Origin of the sequence: Paenibacillus sp. FSL M7-1046 (assembly GCF_038007405.1) — a bacterium.
Lineage (GTDB): Bacteria > Bacillota > Bacilli > Paenibacillales > Paenibacillaceae > Paenibacillus_AQ.
Genome location: NZ_JBBOXB010000001.1, coordinates 3,729,839 through 3,747,960 on the forward strand (window position 1 = coordinate 3,729,839; position 18,122 = coordinate 3,747,960).

At 52.2% G+C, this 18,122-nt stretch carries 18 protein-coding genes; 17 read left to right on the top strand and 1 reads right to left on the bottom strand.

What is annotated here, in order from left to right:
* The 16 genes from NYE29_RS16440 (at position 1) to NYE29_RS16510 (ending at position 15,566) form a co-directional block, all read left to right on the top strand.
* Entirely contained in the window at positions 1 to 633 is a 633-nt protein-coding gene (locus NYE29_RS16440) for an XTP/dITP diphosphatase (protein WP_340896791.1), read from the top strand.
* A gap of 334 nt (positions 634 to 967) precedes the next feature.
* Entirely contained in the window at positions 968 to 2,296 is a 1,329-nt protein-coding gene (locus NYE29_RS16445) for an ABC transporter substrate-binding protein (RefSeq protein WP_256718107.1), read from the top strand.
* 73 nt (positions 2,297 to 2,369) lie between these two features.
* Complete coding sequence (locus tag NYE29_RS16450) at positions 2,370 to 3,251, top strand: carbohydrate ABC transporter permease (protein WP_076110756.1); 882 nt, start codon at positions 2,370 to 2,372, stop codon at positions 3,249 to 3,251.
* Positions 3,248 to 4,096 (top strand): carbohydrate ABC transporter permease, encoded by an 849-nt coding sequence (locus tag NYE29_RS16455; protein ID WP_340896792.1) that lies wholly within the window; start codon positions 3,248 to 3,250, stop codon positions 4,094 to 4,096. Before NYE29_RS16450 ends, NYE29_RS16455 begins: the two co-directional genes overlap by 4 nt.
* Before the next feature lie 65 nt (positions 4,097 to 4,161).
* Positions 4,162 to 5,709 carry a DUF4127 family protein gene (locus NYE29_RS16460; protein WP_340896793.1) on the top strand — a complete coding sequence of 516 codons (1,548 nt, stop codon included), beginning with the start codon at positions 4,162 to 4,164 and terminating at the stop codon, positions 5,707 to 5,709.
* Positions 5,710 to 5,733: 24 nt separating this feature from the next.
* Positions 5,734 to 6,444, top strand: a complete 711-nt coding sequence (locus NYE29_RS16465) for an N-acetylmannosamine-6-phosphate 2-epimerase (protein ID WP_379146024.1) — start codon at positions 5,734 to 5,736, stop codon at positions 6,442 to 6,444.
* Entirely contained in the window at positions 6,422 to 7,249 is an 828-nt protein-coding gene (locus NYE29_RS16470; protein ID WP_038595897.1) for a MurR/RpiR family transcriptional regulator, read from the top strand. The genes NYE29_RS16465 and NYE29_RS16470 overlap by 23 nt, the downstream gene beginning before the upstream one ends.
* Before the next feature lie 72 nt (positions 7,250 to 7,321).
* Positions 7,322 to 8,251, top strand: coding sequence for an ROK family protein (locus NYE29_RS16475; protein WP_340896794.1), 930 nt, complete (start codon positions 7,322 to 7,324; stop codon positions 8,249 to 8,251).
* On the top strand, positions 8,248 to 9,837 hold the full coding sequence (locus NYE29_RS16480) for an FAD-dependent oxidoreductase (RefSeq protein ID WP_340896795.1): 1,590 nt from the start codon (positions 8,248 to 8,250) through the stop codon (positions 9,835 to 9,837). Before NYE29_RS16475 ends, NYE29_RS16480 begins: the two co-directional genes overlap by 4 nt.
* Positions 9,838 to 10,042: 205 nt before the next feature.
* Positions 10,043 to 10,318 (top strand): hypothetical protein, encoded by a 276-nt coding sequence (locus tag NYE29_RS16485; RefSeq protein ID WP_340896796.1) that lies wholly within the window; start codon positions 10,043 to 10,045, stop codon positions 10,316 to 10,318.
* A gap of 44 nt (positions 10,319 to 10,362) precedes the next feature.
* The gene (locus NYE29_RS16490; protein ID WP_445322171.1) at positions 10,363 to 11,949 is read left to right on the top strand and encodes a glycoside hydrolase family 18 protein; all 1,587 of its coding nucleotides are present in this window, start codon (positions 10,363 to 10,365) and stop codon (positions 11,947 to 11,949) included.
* The gene (locus NYE29_RS34600; RefSeq protein ID WP_445322172.1) at positions 11,939 to 12,277 is read left to right on the top strand and encodes a carbohydrate-binding protein; all 339 of its coding nucleotides are present in this window, start codon (positions 11,939 to 11,941) and stop codon (positions 12,275 to 12,277) included. The genes NYE29_RS16490 and NYE29_RS34600 overlap by 11 nt, the downstream gene beginning before the upstream one ends.
* A gap of 326 nt (positions 12,278 to 12,603) precedes the next feature.
* Positions 12,604 to 13,038, top strand: a complete 435-nt coding sequence (locus NYE29_RS16495) for an NfeD family protein (RefSeq protein ID WP_076110750.1) — start codon at positions 12,604 to 12,606, stop codon at positions 13,036 to 13,038.
* Entirely contained in the window at positions 13,038 to 13,973 is a 936-nt protein-coding gene (locus NYE29_RS16500) for an SPFH domain-containing protein (RefSeq protein ID WP_038595892.1), read from the top strand. Before NYE29_RS16495 ends, NYE29_RS16500 begins: the two co-directional genes overlap by 1 nt.
* Before the next feature lie 109 nt (positions 13,974 to 14,082).
* The gene (locus NYE29_RS16505; protein ID WP_076110749.1) at positions 14,083 to 14,538 is read left to right on the top strand and encodes a cupin domain-containing protein; all 456 of its coding nucleotides are present in this window, start codon (positions 14,083 to 14,085) and stop codon (positions 14,536 to 14,538) included.
* 191 nt (positions 14,539 to 14,729) lie between these two features.
* Positions 14,730 to 15,566 (top strand): aldo/keto reductase, encoded by an 837-nt coding sequence (locus NYE29_RS16510; RefSeq protein WP_076110748.1) that lies wholly within the window; start codon positions 14,730 to 14,732, stop codon positions 15,564 to 15,566.
* Between the two features lie 101 nt (positions 15,567 to 15,667).
* Here NYE29_RS16510 and asnB read toward each other — a convergent pair whose 3' ends face one another.
* The gene (gene asnB, locus NYE29_RS16515; protein WP_340896797.1) at positions 15,668 to 17,512 is read right to left on the bottom strand and encodes an asparagine synthase (glutamine-hydrolyzing); all 1,845 of its coding nucleotides are present in this window, start codon (positions 17,510 to 17,512) and stop codon (positions 15,668 to 15,670) included.
* A 242-nt stretch (positions 17,513 to 17,754) separates the two neighbouring features.
* Between asnB and NYE29_RS16520 the strand changes: the two genes are divergently transcribed.
* The gene (locus NYE29_RS16520) at positions 17,755 to 18,105 is read left to right on the top strand and encodes a hypothetical protein (RefSeq protein ID WP_038595886.1); all 351 of its coding nucleotides are present in this window, start codon (positions 17,755 to 17,757) and stop codon (positions 18,103 to 18,105) included.
* Positions 18,106 to 18,122: the final 17 nt, after the last annotated feature.

Here is an 18,122-nt window from a genome sequence, read left to right on the forward strand (position 1 = left end):
ATGAAGACCGCCAGCGGAATCCTGATTGTTGCGACGAAAAATAAAGGCAAGGTGCGCGAATTCCAGCATGCTTTTGCACCGCTTGGGCTGGAGGTCAAAAGTATGTTCGATTATCCCGCTCTGCCGGATGTAGTGGAAGACGGGGTTACTTTTGCCGAAAATGCGCTGAAAAAGTCAAAAGCCGTAGGCGATGCCTTGGGACTGCCCGTTCTGGCGGATGATTCCGGTCTTTGTGTGGATGCCATTGATGGCAGGCCGGGGGTCTACTCGGCACGTTATGCGGGCGAAGGCGCAGAGGACGGTGAGAACAACCTTAAGCTGCTGAACGAGCTGGAAGAACTGAAGCAGGGCGAGGATACCGGCCAGCCGCTGCTCAGCACGGCCCGGTTCGTCTGCGCGTTATCGCTGTACGATCCTGCAAATGGACAAGAGCTTACCGCTGAAGGCAGGGTAGAGGGCTGGATTACCTCTGAGCCTGCCGGCGGCGGCGGGTTCGGCTATGATCCGCTCTTTTATCTGCCGGAATTTGAGAAGACAATGGCGGAGCTGACGCTGGAAGAGAAGCAGCAGATCAGCCATCGGGGGATGGCGCTGCGGCTGCTGACCGAGAAGCTTGCGGCTTCCCGCCAGTAAGAGCCAGCAGGAATTAATACTGATTCGATAACATTGCGGCAGGTAAATTGACATGCGGTGAAAAAAGTCGCAAGAATAAATTCCTCCTATACGTTAAGTAAAAACAACCTGTCTGCGAATTTTGCAGACGGGTTGTTTTATTATTACCCTGATATACTCACGATTGAAACCGTTTACGCCAAAAAGAAAGATTATTTCTTTTTTATTTATTTTTATGAAAAAATACTTCATTATTTTTCCTTTATCTGCTATACTCCTAAGAAAGAGAGGGCTGAGTGAGAAAAGGTAACATGATGAGGCTCTCGTCTTATACCACTATCAAGGGGGATTTTGTGTGAGAACAAACAGATCAGGCTTTATTCTGTCACTGCTAGTCGTGATGGCGCTGTCTATGCTGCTGGCCGGCTGTGGAGGGAATGGGAATGCTCCTGCTCCAACCACTTCTGCGAATGGGGCAGAACCTTCTGCTGAACAGACCGATACGCCCAAATCGGAGCCTGTCACATTGGAATTTTGGACGATTGCCCTTCAGCCCACCTTCAATGATTATTTCAATGATCTGATTGCGAAATACGAGGAAAGCCACCCCGGTGTAACGATTGAATGGAAAGACTATCCTTACGATGCCATCTCACAACGGCTGCTGACGAGCACAGCCAGCGGCAAAAGCCCCGATGTAGTGAATCTGAACACAGAATTCGCGAGCCAGCTGGGAAGCAAAGGTGCTTTGCTGAATCTTGCGGATCATCTTACAGCGGAAGAAGCAGGTTCTTATTTTGAAGGGATCTACAACTCTACAGTGTTTGACGGCAAGGCCTATGCGCTTCCATGGTATACAGGCACGGAAGTTCTGTTCATGAATAAAAAGCTTGTGGAAAAAGCCGGTCTGGATCCTTCCAATCCGCCGCAAACCCGGGATGAGCTGATTGAATGGGCCCGTCAGGTTCATCAAAAGACCGGAGCCGCCGGATATGCGCAGCAGCTCGTATCCAAGCTGTTTCCGATCGATGGAATCTCCATTCTGAATGAAGATAAGACGGCCGCAGCCTTCAATACGCCGGAAGCTGAAGCCATGATCTCCAAAATGCGCGATCTAATGAAAGAAGGCGTGGTCCTGAAGGAAGATGCGGATTTCACAAAGCAGATCCAGTATTTCTCCGGTGAACAGGTAGCCTTCCAGCTGTCGGGCCCGACCTTTATCAACTTTATCAAGACCTCGGCGCCGGAAGTATATGCGAACACGATTGCAGTTCAACTGCCTACAGGCAAAGCCAACCTCCGGCTCTCTAATTCCATGGATCTGGTTGTGCCGCAAAAGTCGAAGAATCCGGAGCAGGCTGTTGAATTTGCAGCTTTCGTGACCAATGCGGACAATCAGACCGCCTTCTCCAAGGTTGCCAATACGTTGCCATCATCCAAAGCTTCCATTACAGATCCATTCTTCACCCAATCTGACGGCACGCTTGAAGCGGAAGCCAAGGTTGTCTCATCGCAAAGTTTGGATAAGGCCACCGATTATATGGTCGGCGTTCCAAGCGCCTCCGATATCAACTCCGCGCTTGCCCGCGGACTGCAGGAAATATTGCTCAACGGGGCAGATATCAAAAAAACGCTGGATGCTGTGGAAAAAGAAGTGAACGGAATCATTAAACAGGGTTCATAAACCGCTTAGAGATGCGGGGAGGCGCTGTCCTCCCCTTTATATGCTGCAGTACAGAGGGAGGGAGGAATATCGAATGAAGAGATGGGTACGTTCGGAATCTTTCAGCGCTTGGGCGTTTATGATGCCGGGCCTTGTGTTTCTCGCCATTTTTACATTTTGGCCGATCCTTTACGGAATTCCGCTTGCATTAACCGATTATTCGGTCATTGCCGAGACTCGTTATGTAGGCTTCGAGAATTTCACTAGAGCCTTTCAGGATCACAATTTTACCGTCTCGTTATGGAATTCGCTGGTATATGTCCTTATTGTTCCGATTATCCAGGTCATCTCTATTCTGATGGCTATTCTCGTAAACAGCCGTCTTCCGGGTGTGAAGATGTTCAGGGCGGCTTATTATATTCCGGTTGTGACTTCGATGGTTGCAGTTGCGCTCATCTGGAGCTGGCTGCTGGGCAACAATGGTGTGGTTAACTATCTGCTGATCCAAGCTGGAATCATCGACGGGCAGGTCTCGTGGCTGTCGAGCAGCAGCACCGCATTGTATGTCCTGATGTTCATCACCATGTGGAAAGGTCTCGGTTATTACATGATGCTGTATCTGGCAGGTCTTCAGGGTATACCCTCAGATTTGTATGAAGCGGCCAGAGTGGATGGAGCGGGTCCCCTGAGGCTCGTTTTGCATGTGACGATTCCTCTGCTGAGACCTCATATCCTGTTCTGTACGCTGATCTCGATTATGGGGGCGGTCCGGGTATTCGATGAGGTATACATTCTGACCAAAGGCGGTCCGGGAACCTCGACGCTGACCTCCAGCGTGTATATTTTTCAAAAGGGACTGGAGCAGTTCAACTTCGGATATGCATCCGCGCTTGGTCTGATAGTCAGCGTTATTATAGGGGCGCTTAGCATTTTGGTGTTCCGCTTTAACCGGAAAGGCGGGGTGAATTCATATTGAACACAACGAGCAGATCATTCAAACAGCTGAAAAATGGAGTCCGTTATTCCGTCATTTACCTTCTGCTAATTTTGCTGGCCCTGTTCATGATGGGCCCTTTCCTCTGGCTGGTCAGTGTGTCACTGATGCCCGGCAGAAATGTGTTCTCCAGCCCGCCTGCCATTTTGCCGACGTTCATTGATTTTGATAACTACGTGCAGGTCTGGCAGTTCATGTCCTTTCCGCGCTATATTACGAATACGGTCATTATTGCGGGGCTTGGGGTGGTGTTTAATGTTCTGCTGGCCAGTACGACGGCGTATCCGCTGGCAGTCTTTCATTTCAAAGGCCGGAATTTCGTGTTCACGCTGTTGATCGCCACCATGATTATTCCCTCCTCCACGGCAATGATTGTGCATTATCTGACCATTCAGGCTTTTCACTTAGGCAATTCCTATCTGGGGGTTGTGCTTCCAGCCGCTGTGTCGGTATTCAATATTTTTCTGATGCGCCAGACCTTTCTGGGCATTCCGTCGGATATCAGGGATTCAGGGAAAATGGACGGCGCTTCAGAGCTCCGCATCTTCTGGCAGCTCGTTCTGCCGCTGGTCAAACCGGGGATTGCCGTCATTGTGCTGCTGGAAGTCATGGCGTTCTGGAATAACTTCCTGTGGCCGATTGTCATCCTGGATGATCCCGAGAAATATCCGCTGGCTGCCGCGCTTACGTACTTGAACGGCCAGTTTTCGTATAACTTCGGCTGGATTGCCGCAGGGACGATGATATCGGTCATTCCTATTATTGTCGTCTTTCTATTTACACAGAAATATTATATGGAAGGTATCGCAGGTGCGATCAAAGGCTAAGAACGGATACCGGCTGACCCTTGCAGGGGGATTCAATGATCAGATAGAAAGGATGACGGGTAAGAATGGCGAATTCATACACAATCGCATTTGTGCCGCTGGATGAGCGGCCCTGCAATTACGAGTTCCCCCCTCTGTTGGCTAGGGGAACAGATTTTGAGGTGCAGCGTCCCCCGATGCAGCTGATGGGACTGAAGAAACGTCCCGGAGATGCGGACGGATTATGGAGATGGTTTGAAGAGGCCTGTTCCCAGGCGGACGGTGCAGTGGTCGCTTTAGATACATTGCTGTACGGAGGGATTATCCCCTCCAGACTGCATCTCTTGCAGCTGGAGGAGCTTGCCGCAAGGCTTGATAAACTTCGGGATATCAAACGGCTGCACCCGAAGCTGGTCATTTATGCCTTTCAGCTTATTATGCGCTGCCCGCAGTATTCGCTGTCCGACGAAGAGCCGGATTATTATGCCGATTGGGGCCGGGAAATTTTCCGCAAAGGTTTTATTGGCCACCGCAAGGAGCTCGGCAACGCATCAGGAGAGGAACTGGAGGAGCTTGCGGAGATTGAAGCCCGGCTTCCGCAGGAAATACTGGATGATTACCTCGCACGGCGCAGCATCAATATTGAAGCGAATAAACTGGTGCTGGAGCTGGTGAAGGAAGGGATTATCGAGTTCCTGATTTTCCCGCAGGATGACTCGGCACCCTTCGGGCATACAGCCAAAGACCAGCAGAAGGTCCGCGCGCGGATTACGGAGCTTGATTTGGAGCTTAAAGCCTATATGTACCCCGGTGCAGACGAGGTGGGCTGCACCCTGCTGGCACGGATGATTAATAAAACTACAGGATCAGTGCCGCTCATTTATCCGAGGCTGTCTTCGGTGCAGGGAGCATTCGTCACCCCGTTGTTCGAAGACCGCTTTTTCTATGAAACGCTGAAGTATCAGATCACCGCCGCAGGAGGCCTGATTGCTTCCAGTGCCCAGGAGGCGGATCTTGTGCTGCTGCTGAATACGCCGGGAGAGACAATGATGGAAGCGGTATCGCAGCATCAGTCTTTTTTCAGCTATGATGTGTACCGGAACCTGATGGAGCTTGTGGAATACGGCGACTATATAATGAAACATAAAGGCAAGCCCGTTGCAGTTGCCGATGTCGGCTATGCCAATGGCGGTGACCAGAAGCTGGTCAAAATGCTGCGGGAAAAGGAAATGCTGTTTGAACTCGCAGGTTATGCCGGCTGGAATACAAGCTCCAATACGCTGGGGACGGTCATTTCGCAGGCTATGATCTATCTGCATTACGGGCGCACTAAAGAGCATTTGGACTTCCTTGGTCTCCGGTATGCCGAGGATGTATGCTATTGCTCAGTCGTCCGCGGGGAGCTTAGCGAGGGTCCAATCCAGGAGCTGGGCTTCGGCAAATATCTGCTCGACGGGCAGCGGGGAAAGGTCTCGGCCCTGGTCGAACAGCGGCTGCGCCAGGAGTTGGCGTCAAGAATCGATGGTCCCGGGGGAAAGGTAGAGATTACAGACTGCTACATGCCTTGGAACCGGATGTTTGAGGTAGGGCTCTCCGTTCGCTTTGTGCCAGCCGGAGAATCCAAGGAACAATAGACTACTAGAGAGAGGGTGGGGACCCTGAATACGATATTGCAGAAGCTGCGTCATGGACTAATCGTATCCTGTCAGGCGCTTCCGGGTGAACCGCTGCATGGTGCTGAAATCATGGCACGCATGGCAGCTGCCGCCGAGGAAGGAGGGGCTGTAGGCATTCGTGCAAATGGCTCCGCAGACATCCGGGCGATCAAAAGCGCCGTCTCGCTGCCGGTTATCGGTATTATCAAGAGAGATTATCCGGGTTCGGAAGTATATATTACACCAACACTAAGAGAAATTGACGAACTGCTGGAGGCCGGGGCCGATATGATCGCCTTTGATGCGACAAGGCAGAAGAGACCGGGAGACAGCACCTTGGAGCAAATCGTCGCTTTTCTGCACCGGAGCGGCACGGCTTCGATGGCCGACATTTCAATTCTGGAGGAGGCTGTCCATGCAGAAGCCCTGGGGGTCACCTGCGTCTCGACAACACTCTCGGGTTATACGCCGTATTCCCTGCAGCAGGAAGGGCCTAACTTTGAACTGCTGCAAAGCGCCGTTGATCGTTTGTCCATCCCGGTTATTGCGGAAGGCAGAATGAATGAGCCCGCCCAGGTGCAGCAGGCTCTGGAGCTTGGAGCTTATGCGGTAGTTGTGGGTTCAGCCATTACAAGACCCCAGCTGATTACCGGGCGATTTATGGCAGCAATTAGAAAGGTGGCTGTTAACGATGGAAATGACGGATCGGATTAATACGTATTATCCTTCCATGACCAAATCGGAGCAGAAGGTGGCCCGTTGTGTGCTTGAGCATCCGGATAATATCATCTATTTTTCGGTTACGGAGCTTGCGGATTTTGCCGGCACCGGTGAAACCACGGTTATGCGCTTCTGCCGCAAAATCGGATTTAAGGGTTACCAGGACTTCAAGCTTATGCTTGCCCAAGGGCTGCCAAAGCAGCAAGCCTTGTCCGGCCGTGAAGGCAGAGACGGGGATTATCCGACGCATCTTTACGAATCAATGGTTGATGTCCTCCAATCCAGCCTGAGCATGCTGGACCGCGGACAGCTTGAAGAATCCGTTAATCAAATTGATGCGGCGCGCCATGTGCAGTTTTTTGGGGTAGGCTCATCGGCGATTACCGCACTGGATGCCAAAAATCGCTTTCTGCGTATCGGCAGACGGGTTGAGGCCATAGCGGACAGCCACATCCAGTCGATGATGGCAGTAACGATGGGTAAAGGGGATATCGCCTTCGGCATCAGTGTTTCCGGAAGCACTCTGGATACCAATGATATGTTAATGAAGGCGAAACAGAACGGGGCGAAGATCATTGCCATGACCAACTACGCGAAGTCTCCCATCGCGTCTATTGCTGATATCGTTCTTCTCACTGCCGGTAAAGAGTCGCCTCTTGAAGGCGGGTCTATCGGTGCGAAGATCTCCCAGCTATTCATTATCGATCTGATCTGTGAGGGACTGGAACGCAGGCATACAGATGAGACGAAGAACATGAAGGAACGGACGGCAAGAGCTGTCATTGACCGTATTTATTGAGGGTGCAGCCGCAGCCTCAATACATCTGGCTCTCCATCGAAAGATACGAGAGCTAAAGGGAGGGATGCGAGGATGAGACGGGTCATCGGTGTGGATATCGGAGGGACGGCCGTTAAAGGGCTGGTGCTCGATGAGATCGGAAACGTATGGGCGGAAGCCAGTCGCGATACGGAAGCATGGCAGGGCCGGGAGGCAATACTCGGCAAGCTGAATGCTGTGGTCCGCGAACTGCTCAAGGTCTGTCCTGTTCAGGCCATCGGGATTGCTTCGGCAGGCAGAGTAAATACCGACACGGGTGAAGTGGTGTATGCCACCGATAATTTACCCGGATGGCAGGGGCTTCAGCTTACCGGTTGGGCGGAGGACACCTTCAAATTGCCTGCAGCCGCCGATAACGATGCGAACGCCGCACTGCTGGGCGAGGCTTGGCAGGGAGCCGGCCGCGGAATGCACAATCTGGTCATGCTCACGCTGGGTACCGGAGTAGGAGGAGCGCTTATGATTCAAGGCCTGCTTAACCGGGGAAAGCGCTGGAGCGGCGGAGAATTCGGGCACAGTGTCCTGTTTCCCGGCGGCCGGCTCTGTAATTGCGGCCGCCGGGGTTGTGCAGAGCAATACGTCTCGGGTTCCGCGTTGCTGCGGCTCGGAAATGAACTGACAGGCCGGGCGTATGAACATGGAGCAGAGCTTATGAGCGACGCACGGCGGGGTGATCCAGATGCCCTGCAGGTTCTCGAACACTACACCTCTGATTTGGCAGTTGTCTTGGACAATATTGGAACTACGCTCGATCCGGAGCTTATCGTGATCGGCGGCGGGGTTATTCATGACCGGGACGTCTGGTTGCCGCTGCTAAAAAACAGGCTGCAAGGCGAGGGACTTTCCAGCATCCTTGCAGCGGCAGAGCTGGGAAACCGGGCAGGCTGCTTCGGCGCGGCCAAGCTTGCATTGGATTGCTTCCGGCAGCTGCCGGACGGATATGAGGAGGAGGATACCGCATGACATTCGGACAAGTGAAACAAAGTGATGTGATTATCATCGGCGGGGGGCTTGGAGGAACTGCCGCGGCTCTCGCTGCAGCCAAGGCAGGATTGCGCGTAATCCTAACTGAGGAAACGGATTGGCTGGGGGGACAGCTGACCTCGCAGGCGGTTCCGCCGGATGAGCACCGCTGGATCGAGAACTCCGGCAGCACGGCTACCTACCGGGAGTTCCGCAACAGGGTGCGGGAGTATTACAGACGGAATTATCCGCTTACGGAGTCTGCCAGAAACAATCCGCTGCTCAATCCGGGGAACGGCTGGGTCAGCCGGCTTGCCCATGAGCCGAAGGTTGCACTTAGCGTTCTGCACGAAATGCTGGCTCCTTATGTACATTCGGGACGGATTGAAGTGCTTTATTATACGGTTCCCGTTCATGCTGAGACGGCAGGCGATGAGGTCACGGCGGTGACGGTCTTACATACCGTGAATGGAACCGAGATTAAGCTAAAAGGGGCGTATTATCTGGATGCGACGGAATGCGGCGATCTGCTGCCGCTTGCGGGGGTGGAGTATCGAAGCGGAGCTGAATCACGCCATGAGACAGGGGAACCGCATGCGCTGGATGAAGCGGACCCGCTAGATATGCAGTCGATAACCCATGTCGCTGCCGTCGATTATATACCAGGCGGCGATTTTACGATAGAACGACCTGAGGACTATGACTACTGGCTTCAATATGTGCCTTCCTTTTCAATGTATCCCATTCTCAGCTGGTACGCCTCCGATGCCAGTGATACGACGAAGCTGAAGCAATTCACCATGTTTCCCAATGAAGAGGGGATTGTATCGCTGTGGGATTACCGGAGGATTGTCGATCCTGCGGTCTGGAGCCTGCCGCTCAATGATGGTGAAGTCACCCTGCTGAACTGGGCGTTGAACGATTATTATGCCGGTCCGCTGATCGGAGTGCCTCCCGGGGAACGGGAACGGCATTTGAAAGGAGCCAGACAGCTGACATTGTCACTTGTCTATTGGCTTCAGACGGAGGCGCCCCGACTGGATGGCGGGAAGGGGTATCCGGGGGTGAGGCTGCGGGGAGATGTACTTGGGACAGAGGACGGGCTTGCGAAGTCTCCCTACATCCGTGAAGCAAGAAGAATCCGCGGACTCTACACGGTGACTGAGCTGGATGTGAGCAAGGAGCTGCGCGGTGAAGCGGGACCTATGCGCTATGAGGACAGTGTGGGCGTTGGAAGTTATCATCTGGATCTTCATCCCACGACCGTATCCCAGCGCACGTTCTACATCCCCAATCATCCGTATGAAATTCCGCTGGGCTCACTGATCCCTATTCGCGTCACGAACCTGCTTCCGGCCTGCAAAAATATCTCAATGAGCCAGATCGCAAACGGTTGCTACCGCCTTCATCCAACCGAATGGAATATTGGTGAAGCTGCGGGACTTCTGGCCTCTTACGCCATTACAAATAAAGTTCTGCCGCGTGAGGTTCATGGATCGGATGACCATCGCAAGGCTTACCAGCAGCTCTTAATTGACCATGGCGTCCAGCTTCACTGGAGTGATACAGAGCTGGAAATGCAGTAGGTGACAGGATAATCGCATCTGGTGGCAAAGGATACCATCAACTCTTGAACTGTCGGAGCGTAAGGGAACGCCTTTGTCACCGGAATTCTAAACCTTCCTCAAATAGGGGACAGAGGCACAGTTATTGCTGCCGAAAAAACTGGAAATTAGATGATATTCCCCCCTGACTATGGAAATTTCCCCCTAGCTTAATCTTGTGCTTTATATGACAATAAGATTGCCTTCATCCTTCTTATGTTATGAATCCTCCTATTCCATGTACACCATTCCTCCTAACTATTTTGTAGGCATAAGCATTTGCCCGGACAACATTACCGGGATTGCAACCCATGAACAGCAATACAAGATTAAGAGCACAGATTATTTTATCTTGCGCTTTTTTGTGTGCTTAATCTACCATCCTGATCTCATGAATCTGATAGAGACACTGGATGAAGGTGAATCCGAACCAGGAGGTGACTTTGGGGAGCTTTGCCTGTAAAAAGGACTGCAGGTTATGGCATTGAACCGAGGAGGTAAATGAAAATGAGGTCGACAAACAGCAGATTTCGTAAAACCTTTGCGCTTGGCATGGCCGTTGCTCTTGTGATTGCACTCTTTTCAACGATAGGCACCAGTGTCAAAACTGCAAATGCGGCTGCGGGCTACAAGCTCGTCGGTTATTATGCTTCCTGGGCTGCCTATGGGCGAGCCTACAACGTAACGGATATTGATCCCAGTAAAATGAATGTAATCAACTATGCGTTTGCCGATATATGCTGGAACGGGGTTCACGGCAATCCTGACCCGAGCGGACCCAATCCGGTCACCTGGACCTGCCAAAATGAGCAAGGCCAAACGATCAGTGTTCCGAATGGAACGATTGTGCTGGGTGATCCCTGGATTGATGCCCAGAAAAGCTTTGGGGATGACAAGTGGGATGATCCGATTAAAGGCAACCTGAAGCAGCTATGGAAACTGAAAGAAAAGAACCCGAATCTTAAAACGGTGATATCCATCGGCGGCTGGACCTGGTCGAACCGGTTCTCGGATGTTGCCGCTACGGCAGCGACCCGTGAAGTATTCGCAAATTCCGCAGTCGATTTCATCCGTAAATATCAAATGGATGGTGTCGATCTGGACTGGGAATACCCGGTCAGCGGAGGCCTTGCAGGCAACAGCTACCGTCCGGAGGATAAGCAGAATTACGTACTGCTGCTACAGAAAATCCGTGAAAAGCTGAATGCGGCCGGAACCGCTGACGGTAAAACCTACCTGTTGACCATTGCCTCTGGTGCAAGCCCTGCCTACGTTCAGAATAACAACCTTAGCGGCATTGCTGCTGTTGTCGACTGGATCAACATTATGACCTATGACTTCAACGGCAGCTGGAACACGACTACAGGACACAATGCCCCACTCTACTATGACCCGGCAGCAGCCTCATCAGGTCTGACCGATCCGGCGAATTACAATATCGACAAGGCTGTCACAAGCTATCTCACAAGCGGAGTTTCGGCGAATAAGCTTGTCCTGGGCATGCCGTTTTACGGACGCGGCTGGGGTGGTGCGCCGAGTACAGGAAACGGGCAATTTCAGGTTTCGGCTGGTATTTCGTCCACAGGCACATGGGAAAAGGGAAACTATGATTTCTACGATCTCGAAGCTAACTATATTAACAAAAACGGCTATACCCGCTACTGGAACAACACCTCAAAAGTTCCTTATCTCTACAATCCGTCTACACAAACCTTCATCAGCTATGATGACGCCGAGTCCATCGGCTATAAAACCAGCTATATCAAAACCAAAGGCCTGGCAGGAGCGATGTTCTGGGAGACCAGCGGTGACCGCAACAAAACACTGCAAAACAAGCTGAACACCGATCTGGGCGGCGGAGTGGTGCCGACGCCAACCCCGACATCAACGCCAACGCCGACAGCCACAGTGAAACCGACATCAACGCCAACGGCTACACCGACTCCGACACCAACAGCTACTGTGAAACCAACGCCTACTGCTACTGTTACCCCAACTCCAACTGCAACACCGGGGCAATGTACAGCGGCGGCCTGGAACACGGCAACCATCTACACCAAGGGCCAGCAGGCTTCATGGAGGTGTGCTGTATGAAGCCCAGTGGTGGACACAGGGGGAACGCCCTGACCAGAGCGGCGCATTCGGGGCCTGGAAAGTGATCGGCACCTGCGGCAACACCACGCCAGCGCCAACGGCTACGGTGAGTCCGACAGCAACGCCAGTACCAACGGCAACACCCGTGCCAACAGCTACAGTAAGCCCGACGGCAACGCCCGGGGTATCTGCCTGGACAGCAGGAGTGGCCTATACAGCAGGCGATAAGGTAAGCTACAGCGGCAATACGTACATCTGCCTGCAGTCGCATACCTCGCTGCAAGGTTGGGAACCGGCGGTAACGCAGGCTTTATGGCAGTTGATCTAGCACTAAATTCCATCTGAACAGTAAAAAAAGCTTGCGGAGAAGGCTGCGCCTCGATCCGCAAGCTTTTTTTATTATGTCATAATCACCAGCAGAATTACTTCACCGGATCGAATGCAGAAACAGCGGATTTACCAGCCCCGTCTTCATGTATAATGTGGGGAATATGTGAATTTTTATGAAGAAGGCTGATTGTGGTGCTCATAACCTTCCATCCGCTGAAATATAATGAAAAAGCATGGCTGTGTCCCAGTCCTGATAAAACTAATGCAACGCTATGCCGTTTTTTTCGTTATAGTAGTATATAGCGGAAGGTGGTGGATTCACCGATGGAGGCTTGGGTAGTTTGGTTGATTGCAGCCGGCGTTCTGTTTGTGATTGAAATGTTTGCGCTTACTTTTTATCTTCTCTGGCTCAGCATTGGTGCTCTGGCGGCTGGTCTGATCTCACTTGTGTTTCCTGAGGCGATTTTGCTGCAGGTGGTCGTCGGTTCATTGGTTGCCCTCGTCCTAACCTTTTTCACCAAACCTCTGGTCGCGAGATTCCGCAACTCACGGGGATTTAAGGATACAGGGACGGAGATTGTCGGAAGACAAGGTATTGTCGTCGAGCCGATTGTGCCGGGACAGTACGGGCAAGTCAAAGTGGGTGGTGACACCTGGAGCGCAACCTCGGTTCAAGCTCTGGGCAAAGATCAGGCAGTCCGTGTCATCCGAAGAGGCAACACGATTATCGAAGTAGAACGATGGGGGGATAAGTACTAATGGAATGGGCAATTATCGGTATTGTTATTGCTGTCGTCGTCGTTTTTATCGCGCTTACGATCAAAATCGTACCGCAGCAGCGGGTAGGGGTTGTAGAACGTCTCGGTAAATTCCACCGGCTGCTTACACCGGGTCTGAATATTCTGATTCCGATTATTGATCAGGTGCGGACCTACCATGATTTGCGGATTCAACAGGCCAATGTGCCGCCGCAAACCGTAATCACCAAGGATAACGTGCAGGTGCAGATCGACACGATCATTTTCTATCAGGTGGTTGGTCCGGAAGAAGCGACTTATGGAATTTCCGATTATGTATATGGTGTGCGCAACATTTCCACAGCTACGATGCGGCAGATTATCGGGAAGCTGGAGCTGGATGAAACGTTGTCCGGCCGGGAAAAAATCTCCTCGGATATCCGCCTGGCTCTGGATGAAGCGACTGAAAAGTGGGGCGTGCGGATCGAGCGTGTAGAAGTTATTGATATCAAGCCGCCGCTGGACATTCAGGAAGCGATGGATAAGCAGATGAAGGCAGAACGCAGCAAGCGGGCGATTGTGCTGGAGGCGGAAGCCGCCAAACAGGATATGATCCTGCGTGCTGAAGGGGATAAGCAGAGCAAGATTCTGAAAGCGGAAGGCGATAAGGAAGCGCGTATCCGTCAAGCGGAAGGGTTCCGCCAGGCGCAGGAGCTGGAAGCACTGGGCCAGGCCAAAGCGATTCAGGCGGTCGCCGAAGCCGAGAAGACGCGGATCGCACTGATCGCCAGCGCAGGGCTGGATGAGCGTGTGCTGGCTTATCAATCTTTTGAAGCGTTAGGTGAAATCGCTAAGGGACCTGCCAACAAGGTGTTCCTGCCGACCAGCGCCGTTGAAACGCTAGGCAGTCTCGGGGCCATTGCCGAGGTGTTTAAGGCGAGCAAGGACAGCAAATAAGCGGAAGAGGATTAGACAATTGCGGCACATTCCGTTAAAGTAAAAGCAAAACTTAAGCGTAAGCTTACGAAGACAGTTTTGCTTCGCAAAACTTTAAGGAGACGATACTGTGACGCAAAAAGAAATTTCTCCGCTGGTCGAAGCGCTGGGGCTGCAGCCTCACGTTGAAGGCGGATGGTACAAAAGACTTTGGAAATCATCCTTTGATATCCCGCAAGAAACACTGGGAAGCAGCTATTCGGGCTCCAGAGCCTCAGCTTCTTCAATTTATTTCCTGCTTCATCCGGGTGAAACCTCGGAATGGCACACGGTGCTGTCCTCCGAAATCTGGCTGTGGCATTCCGGCAGTCCGATTGTGTTAAGCCTTGGAGGCAGCGGTGACAAGCCGGAGGATGTTACCGAGGTTATCCTGGGTCTCGACATCGCCGCCGGCCAGCAGCCGCAGGTGGTTATTCCGGCGGGAGTATGGCAGGCGGCCCGTGTGCTCGGCGACGAGCCGGTGCTGGTCTCCTGCATCGTATCCCCAGAATTCCATTTTGACGATTTCAAGCTGATCGACAAATAAGTGGATTTTAAAATAAGTGCAGACTGTGAACGCAGACTGCACTTATTTTTTATTCTGATTTACCTGTCCAGAGCGGCATTTTGGACCTGCGGGAGCAATCTGCTATACTGATTTTGGTCATCAGCTGATTATGCGGCCTCTTTTAAGGTTAAGGAAGTTAGATCAATATCATTAGGCTTGGAGGGTTAACGATGAGTGAATTGAACGGACCGTTTTCGGGTGGACCTACATTAAATGACGGAGTAACTATGCCGTGGCTGGGACTGGGCGTATGGCAGACCAAAGATGGTGAGGAAGTTATCAACGCGGTGAAAGCAGCAGTGGAAACAGGCTATCGCAGCATTGATACGGCAGCTGGATACAATAATGAAGAAGGCGTCGGACAAGCCATCCGTGAATGCGGAGTGCCCCGGGAGGAACTGTTCATTACGACCAAGCTGCGCAATCCTGATCAAGGCTATGAATCCGCATTAAAAGCGTTTGAAGTCAGCCGCCGCAAGCTGGGGCTGGATGTAATTGATCTGTATCTGATTCACTGGCCGGTCGCCGGCAAGTACCGGGAGAGCTGGAAGGCGCTTATTCATCTGCAAAAGGAAGGTTTCGTGAAATCCATCGGGGTGAGCAACTTCCAGATCCATCATCTGCAGGATATTATCGACGATTCAGGTGTGGTGCCTGTGGTCGATCAAGTGGAGTTCCATCCGCTCTTGACCCAGCGCGAGCTGCTGAAATATACACGCCAGCATGACATTCAGCTGGAGGCCTGGAGTCCGCTGATGCAGGGCAATCTGGATGTGCCGCTGCTTAAAGAACTAGCCGGCAAATATGGCAGAACTGTCGCCCAAATTGTCCTGCGCTGGGATCTGCAGCAGGGTGTCATTACCATTCCCAAATCGGTGCATGCAGAGCGGATCACAGAGAACGCCGGATTTTTCGACTTCACGCTTAGCGACGATGACGTCAAGGCGATTGAGAACCTGAACCAGAACCACAGGTTCGGTCCGGACCCGGATAATTTTAATTTCTGAGCAAGCCTCTAACAATAGGAAACTACAAACAGCAAGCCTCCGGATGGGGGCTTGCTGTTTGTAGTTATTGGCTGTGTGCAGAGAGCAGAGAGCTTAGCAATTTACCCGATAGATACGTTATACTTGCGCAGCCACAGGTTAACCTGGGCGAGATAAGCGAACAGCTGCGGGCCGGACATCAGCTGGCCGAACCAGGGCAGATTGCTGGAGGATTCGGGAGAGGCAGCGATTTCACGGATCTTGGCTGCATCAATCAACGGCAGGATGGGCGAAGTGGAATCATCCAGAATGCCCAGCATCTGAGTCCGAACGGCATTTAAATAGGCCGGATTATGGGTTTTGGGGTAAGGGCTTTTTTTACGGTAGAGCACATCATCCGGCAGGATGCCTTCGAGTGCTTTGCGCAGAATGCCTTTTTCCCGGTTGCCTACGGCTTTAATTTCCCAAGGGATGTTGAATACATACTGGACCAGCCGGTGGTCACAATACGGCACGCGGACCTCCAGTCCTGCACCCATGCTCATCCGGTCCTTACGGTCCAGCAATGTCGGCATGAAGCGGGTGATGTTAAGATAGGACATTACGCGCATCTGCGCCTGCTTGCCGGTCTCGCCGTCAAGCTTCGGCACCTCCGCTACCGCATCGCTGTATCTGTCGCCTAAATATTCCAGTGGACGTATCCATTCCCCCACTTCCGGCGACAATAGACCTGCACGCATTTTGGGGGCTACCGACCAGGGGAACGTGCCGGAGGAGAGCATCTCGTCCCGGTGGAACCAGGGATACCCGCCAAAAATCTCGTCCGCTGCCTCGCCGGAAATGGCCACGGTCGCGTTCTTTTTAATCTCACGGCAAAATAGATACAGCGAAGAATCCACATCCGTCATCCCCGGCAAGTCGCGGGATTCCAGAGCATTGTCCAGCGCCGTTACCAGCTCCGGTGTATCAAAGGCTACATAATGGTGATTCGTGTTCAACTCATCAACCATCCGCGTAATCCACGGACCGTCTGCGCCGGGCTGAAAGGTGTGGCTTTTGAAATGCTTGTCGTTGTCGACATAATCGACGGAATAGGTATCCACCCGGCCTTGGCCGGTGCGGTTGTAATAATCCACAGCGAGCGCGGTCAGTGCGCTGGAATCGAGCCCCCCGGACAGCAGGGAGCAGACCGGAACGTCAGAAACCAGTTGCCGCTCCAGTGTATCCTGCAGCAATTCACGCACTCTGGAGGCTGTTTCTTGTTCATTTTCCGTGTGATGATTGCTTTCCAATTTCCAATAAGCATAGCTGCGCAAGCCTTCCCGGCTATAAATCATGGCATGACCTGGACGAAGCTCGAATATATCTTTGTATACCCCATGTCCCGGAGTGCGGGCCGGACCGATGATGAAGATTTCCGCCAGTCCTTCCGGTCCTACCTTCGGTTGTACCTTGGGGTGCTGGAGCAGCGCTTTAGGTTCGGAGCCGAAGACAAAAACATCGTCCACCCGGCTATAGAACAGGGGTTTCACACCCAGGCGGTCGCGTGCCAAAAATACCTGGTCCCGCAGACCGTCCCAGACGGCAAATGCAAAGATTCCGTTCAGCTTCCCGGTGCAGTCCGGTCCCCACTCCATATAGGCGTGCAGCAGAACTTCGGTGTCGCACTCGGTGAGAAAATGGTGTCCCCGCTGTTTCAGTTCCTTTTTGAGCTCGGGGGCGTTATATAATTCGCCGTTGTACACAATAGCGTACACCTTATCGTCATGGCGGGCGATCATAGGCTGTGCGCCGTTCTCGGGATCGATAACGCTTAGTCTGCGGTGACCGAAGGCACAAGGCCCTGAAATCCAGGTTCCGGCCGCATCCGGCCCGCGGTTGGCCAAGGTTTCAGTCATTTTTACGAGCAGTTGCGAGTGCTGTGTGAGGTCGCCGCGCCACTGGATAAATCCGGTTATTCCGCACATGATGGTTCATCCTCTCTTTTGTGCGATTGTTGTCCAAATATAAGAATTTATATGCTCCACGCAATAAATTATCCTTATATTTCTCGCTGAAATGGATGCCGTCCATTAAGGACGGCGCAGCCGATTTCACTTGTTTCTTTTTTGCCAAGTAATACAGATATATGCCGAAGGAAGGGATAAAATGTATGTCCTTATCCGAACACTAAGGGAGAGGGAAATTTGCCAGGAGGGATGGATGACAAGTGTATTATATTAAAGACGCCAAAATCCGCAGAATGACCGAATATGACGGCGCGCCTTGTGCAGAAGTGGGCGTATTGCCGGGAGCTGTAGGCGATTCCGCACTTTTGGTGTACATTGTTGAAGACCAGCGCGAGGAAGGTTATGAAATTGTGCGCATTCTGACGAATGACGCGAATACTGCAACCGATTGGTTTGATAACAATTTGCATGACGCTTTTCAGGATGTGACGGCCAGTGCTTTTACTGGCAGCATCATTATGAGCCCCGAGGATGAACGCTCCAAATTCCAGCGCGAACTGCTTATCTTCGGCGACTTGAAAAAGCAGCTGGAACAGCATTTCCACAAGTGACTCCTGAAATCCGGCGA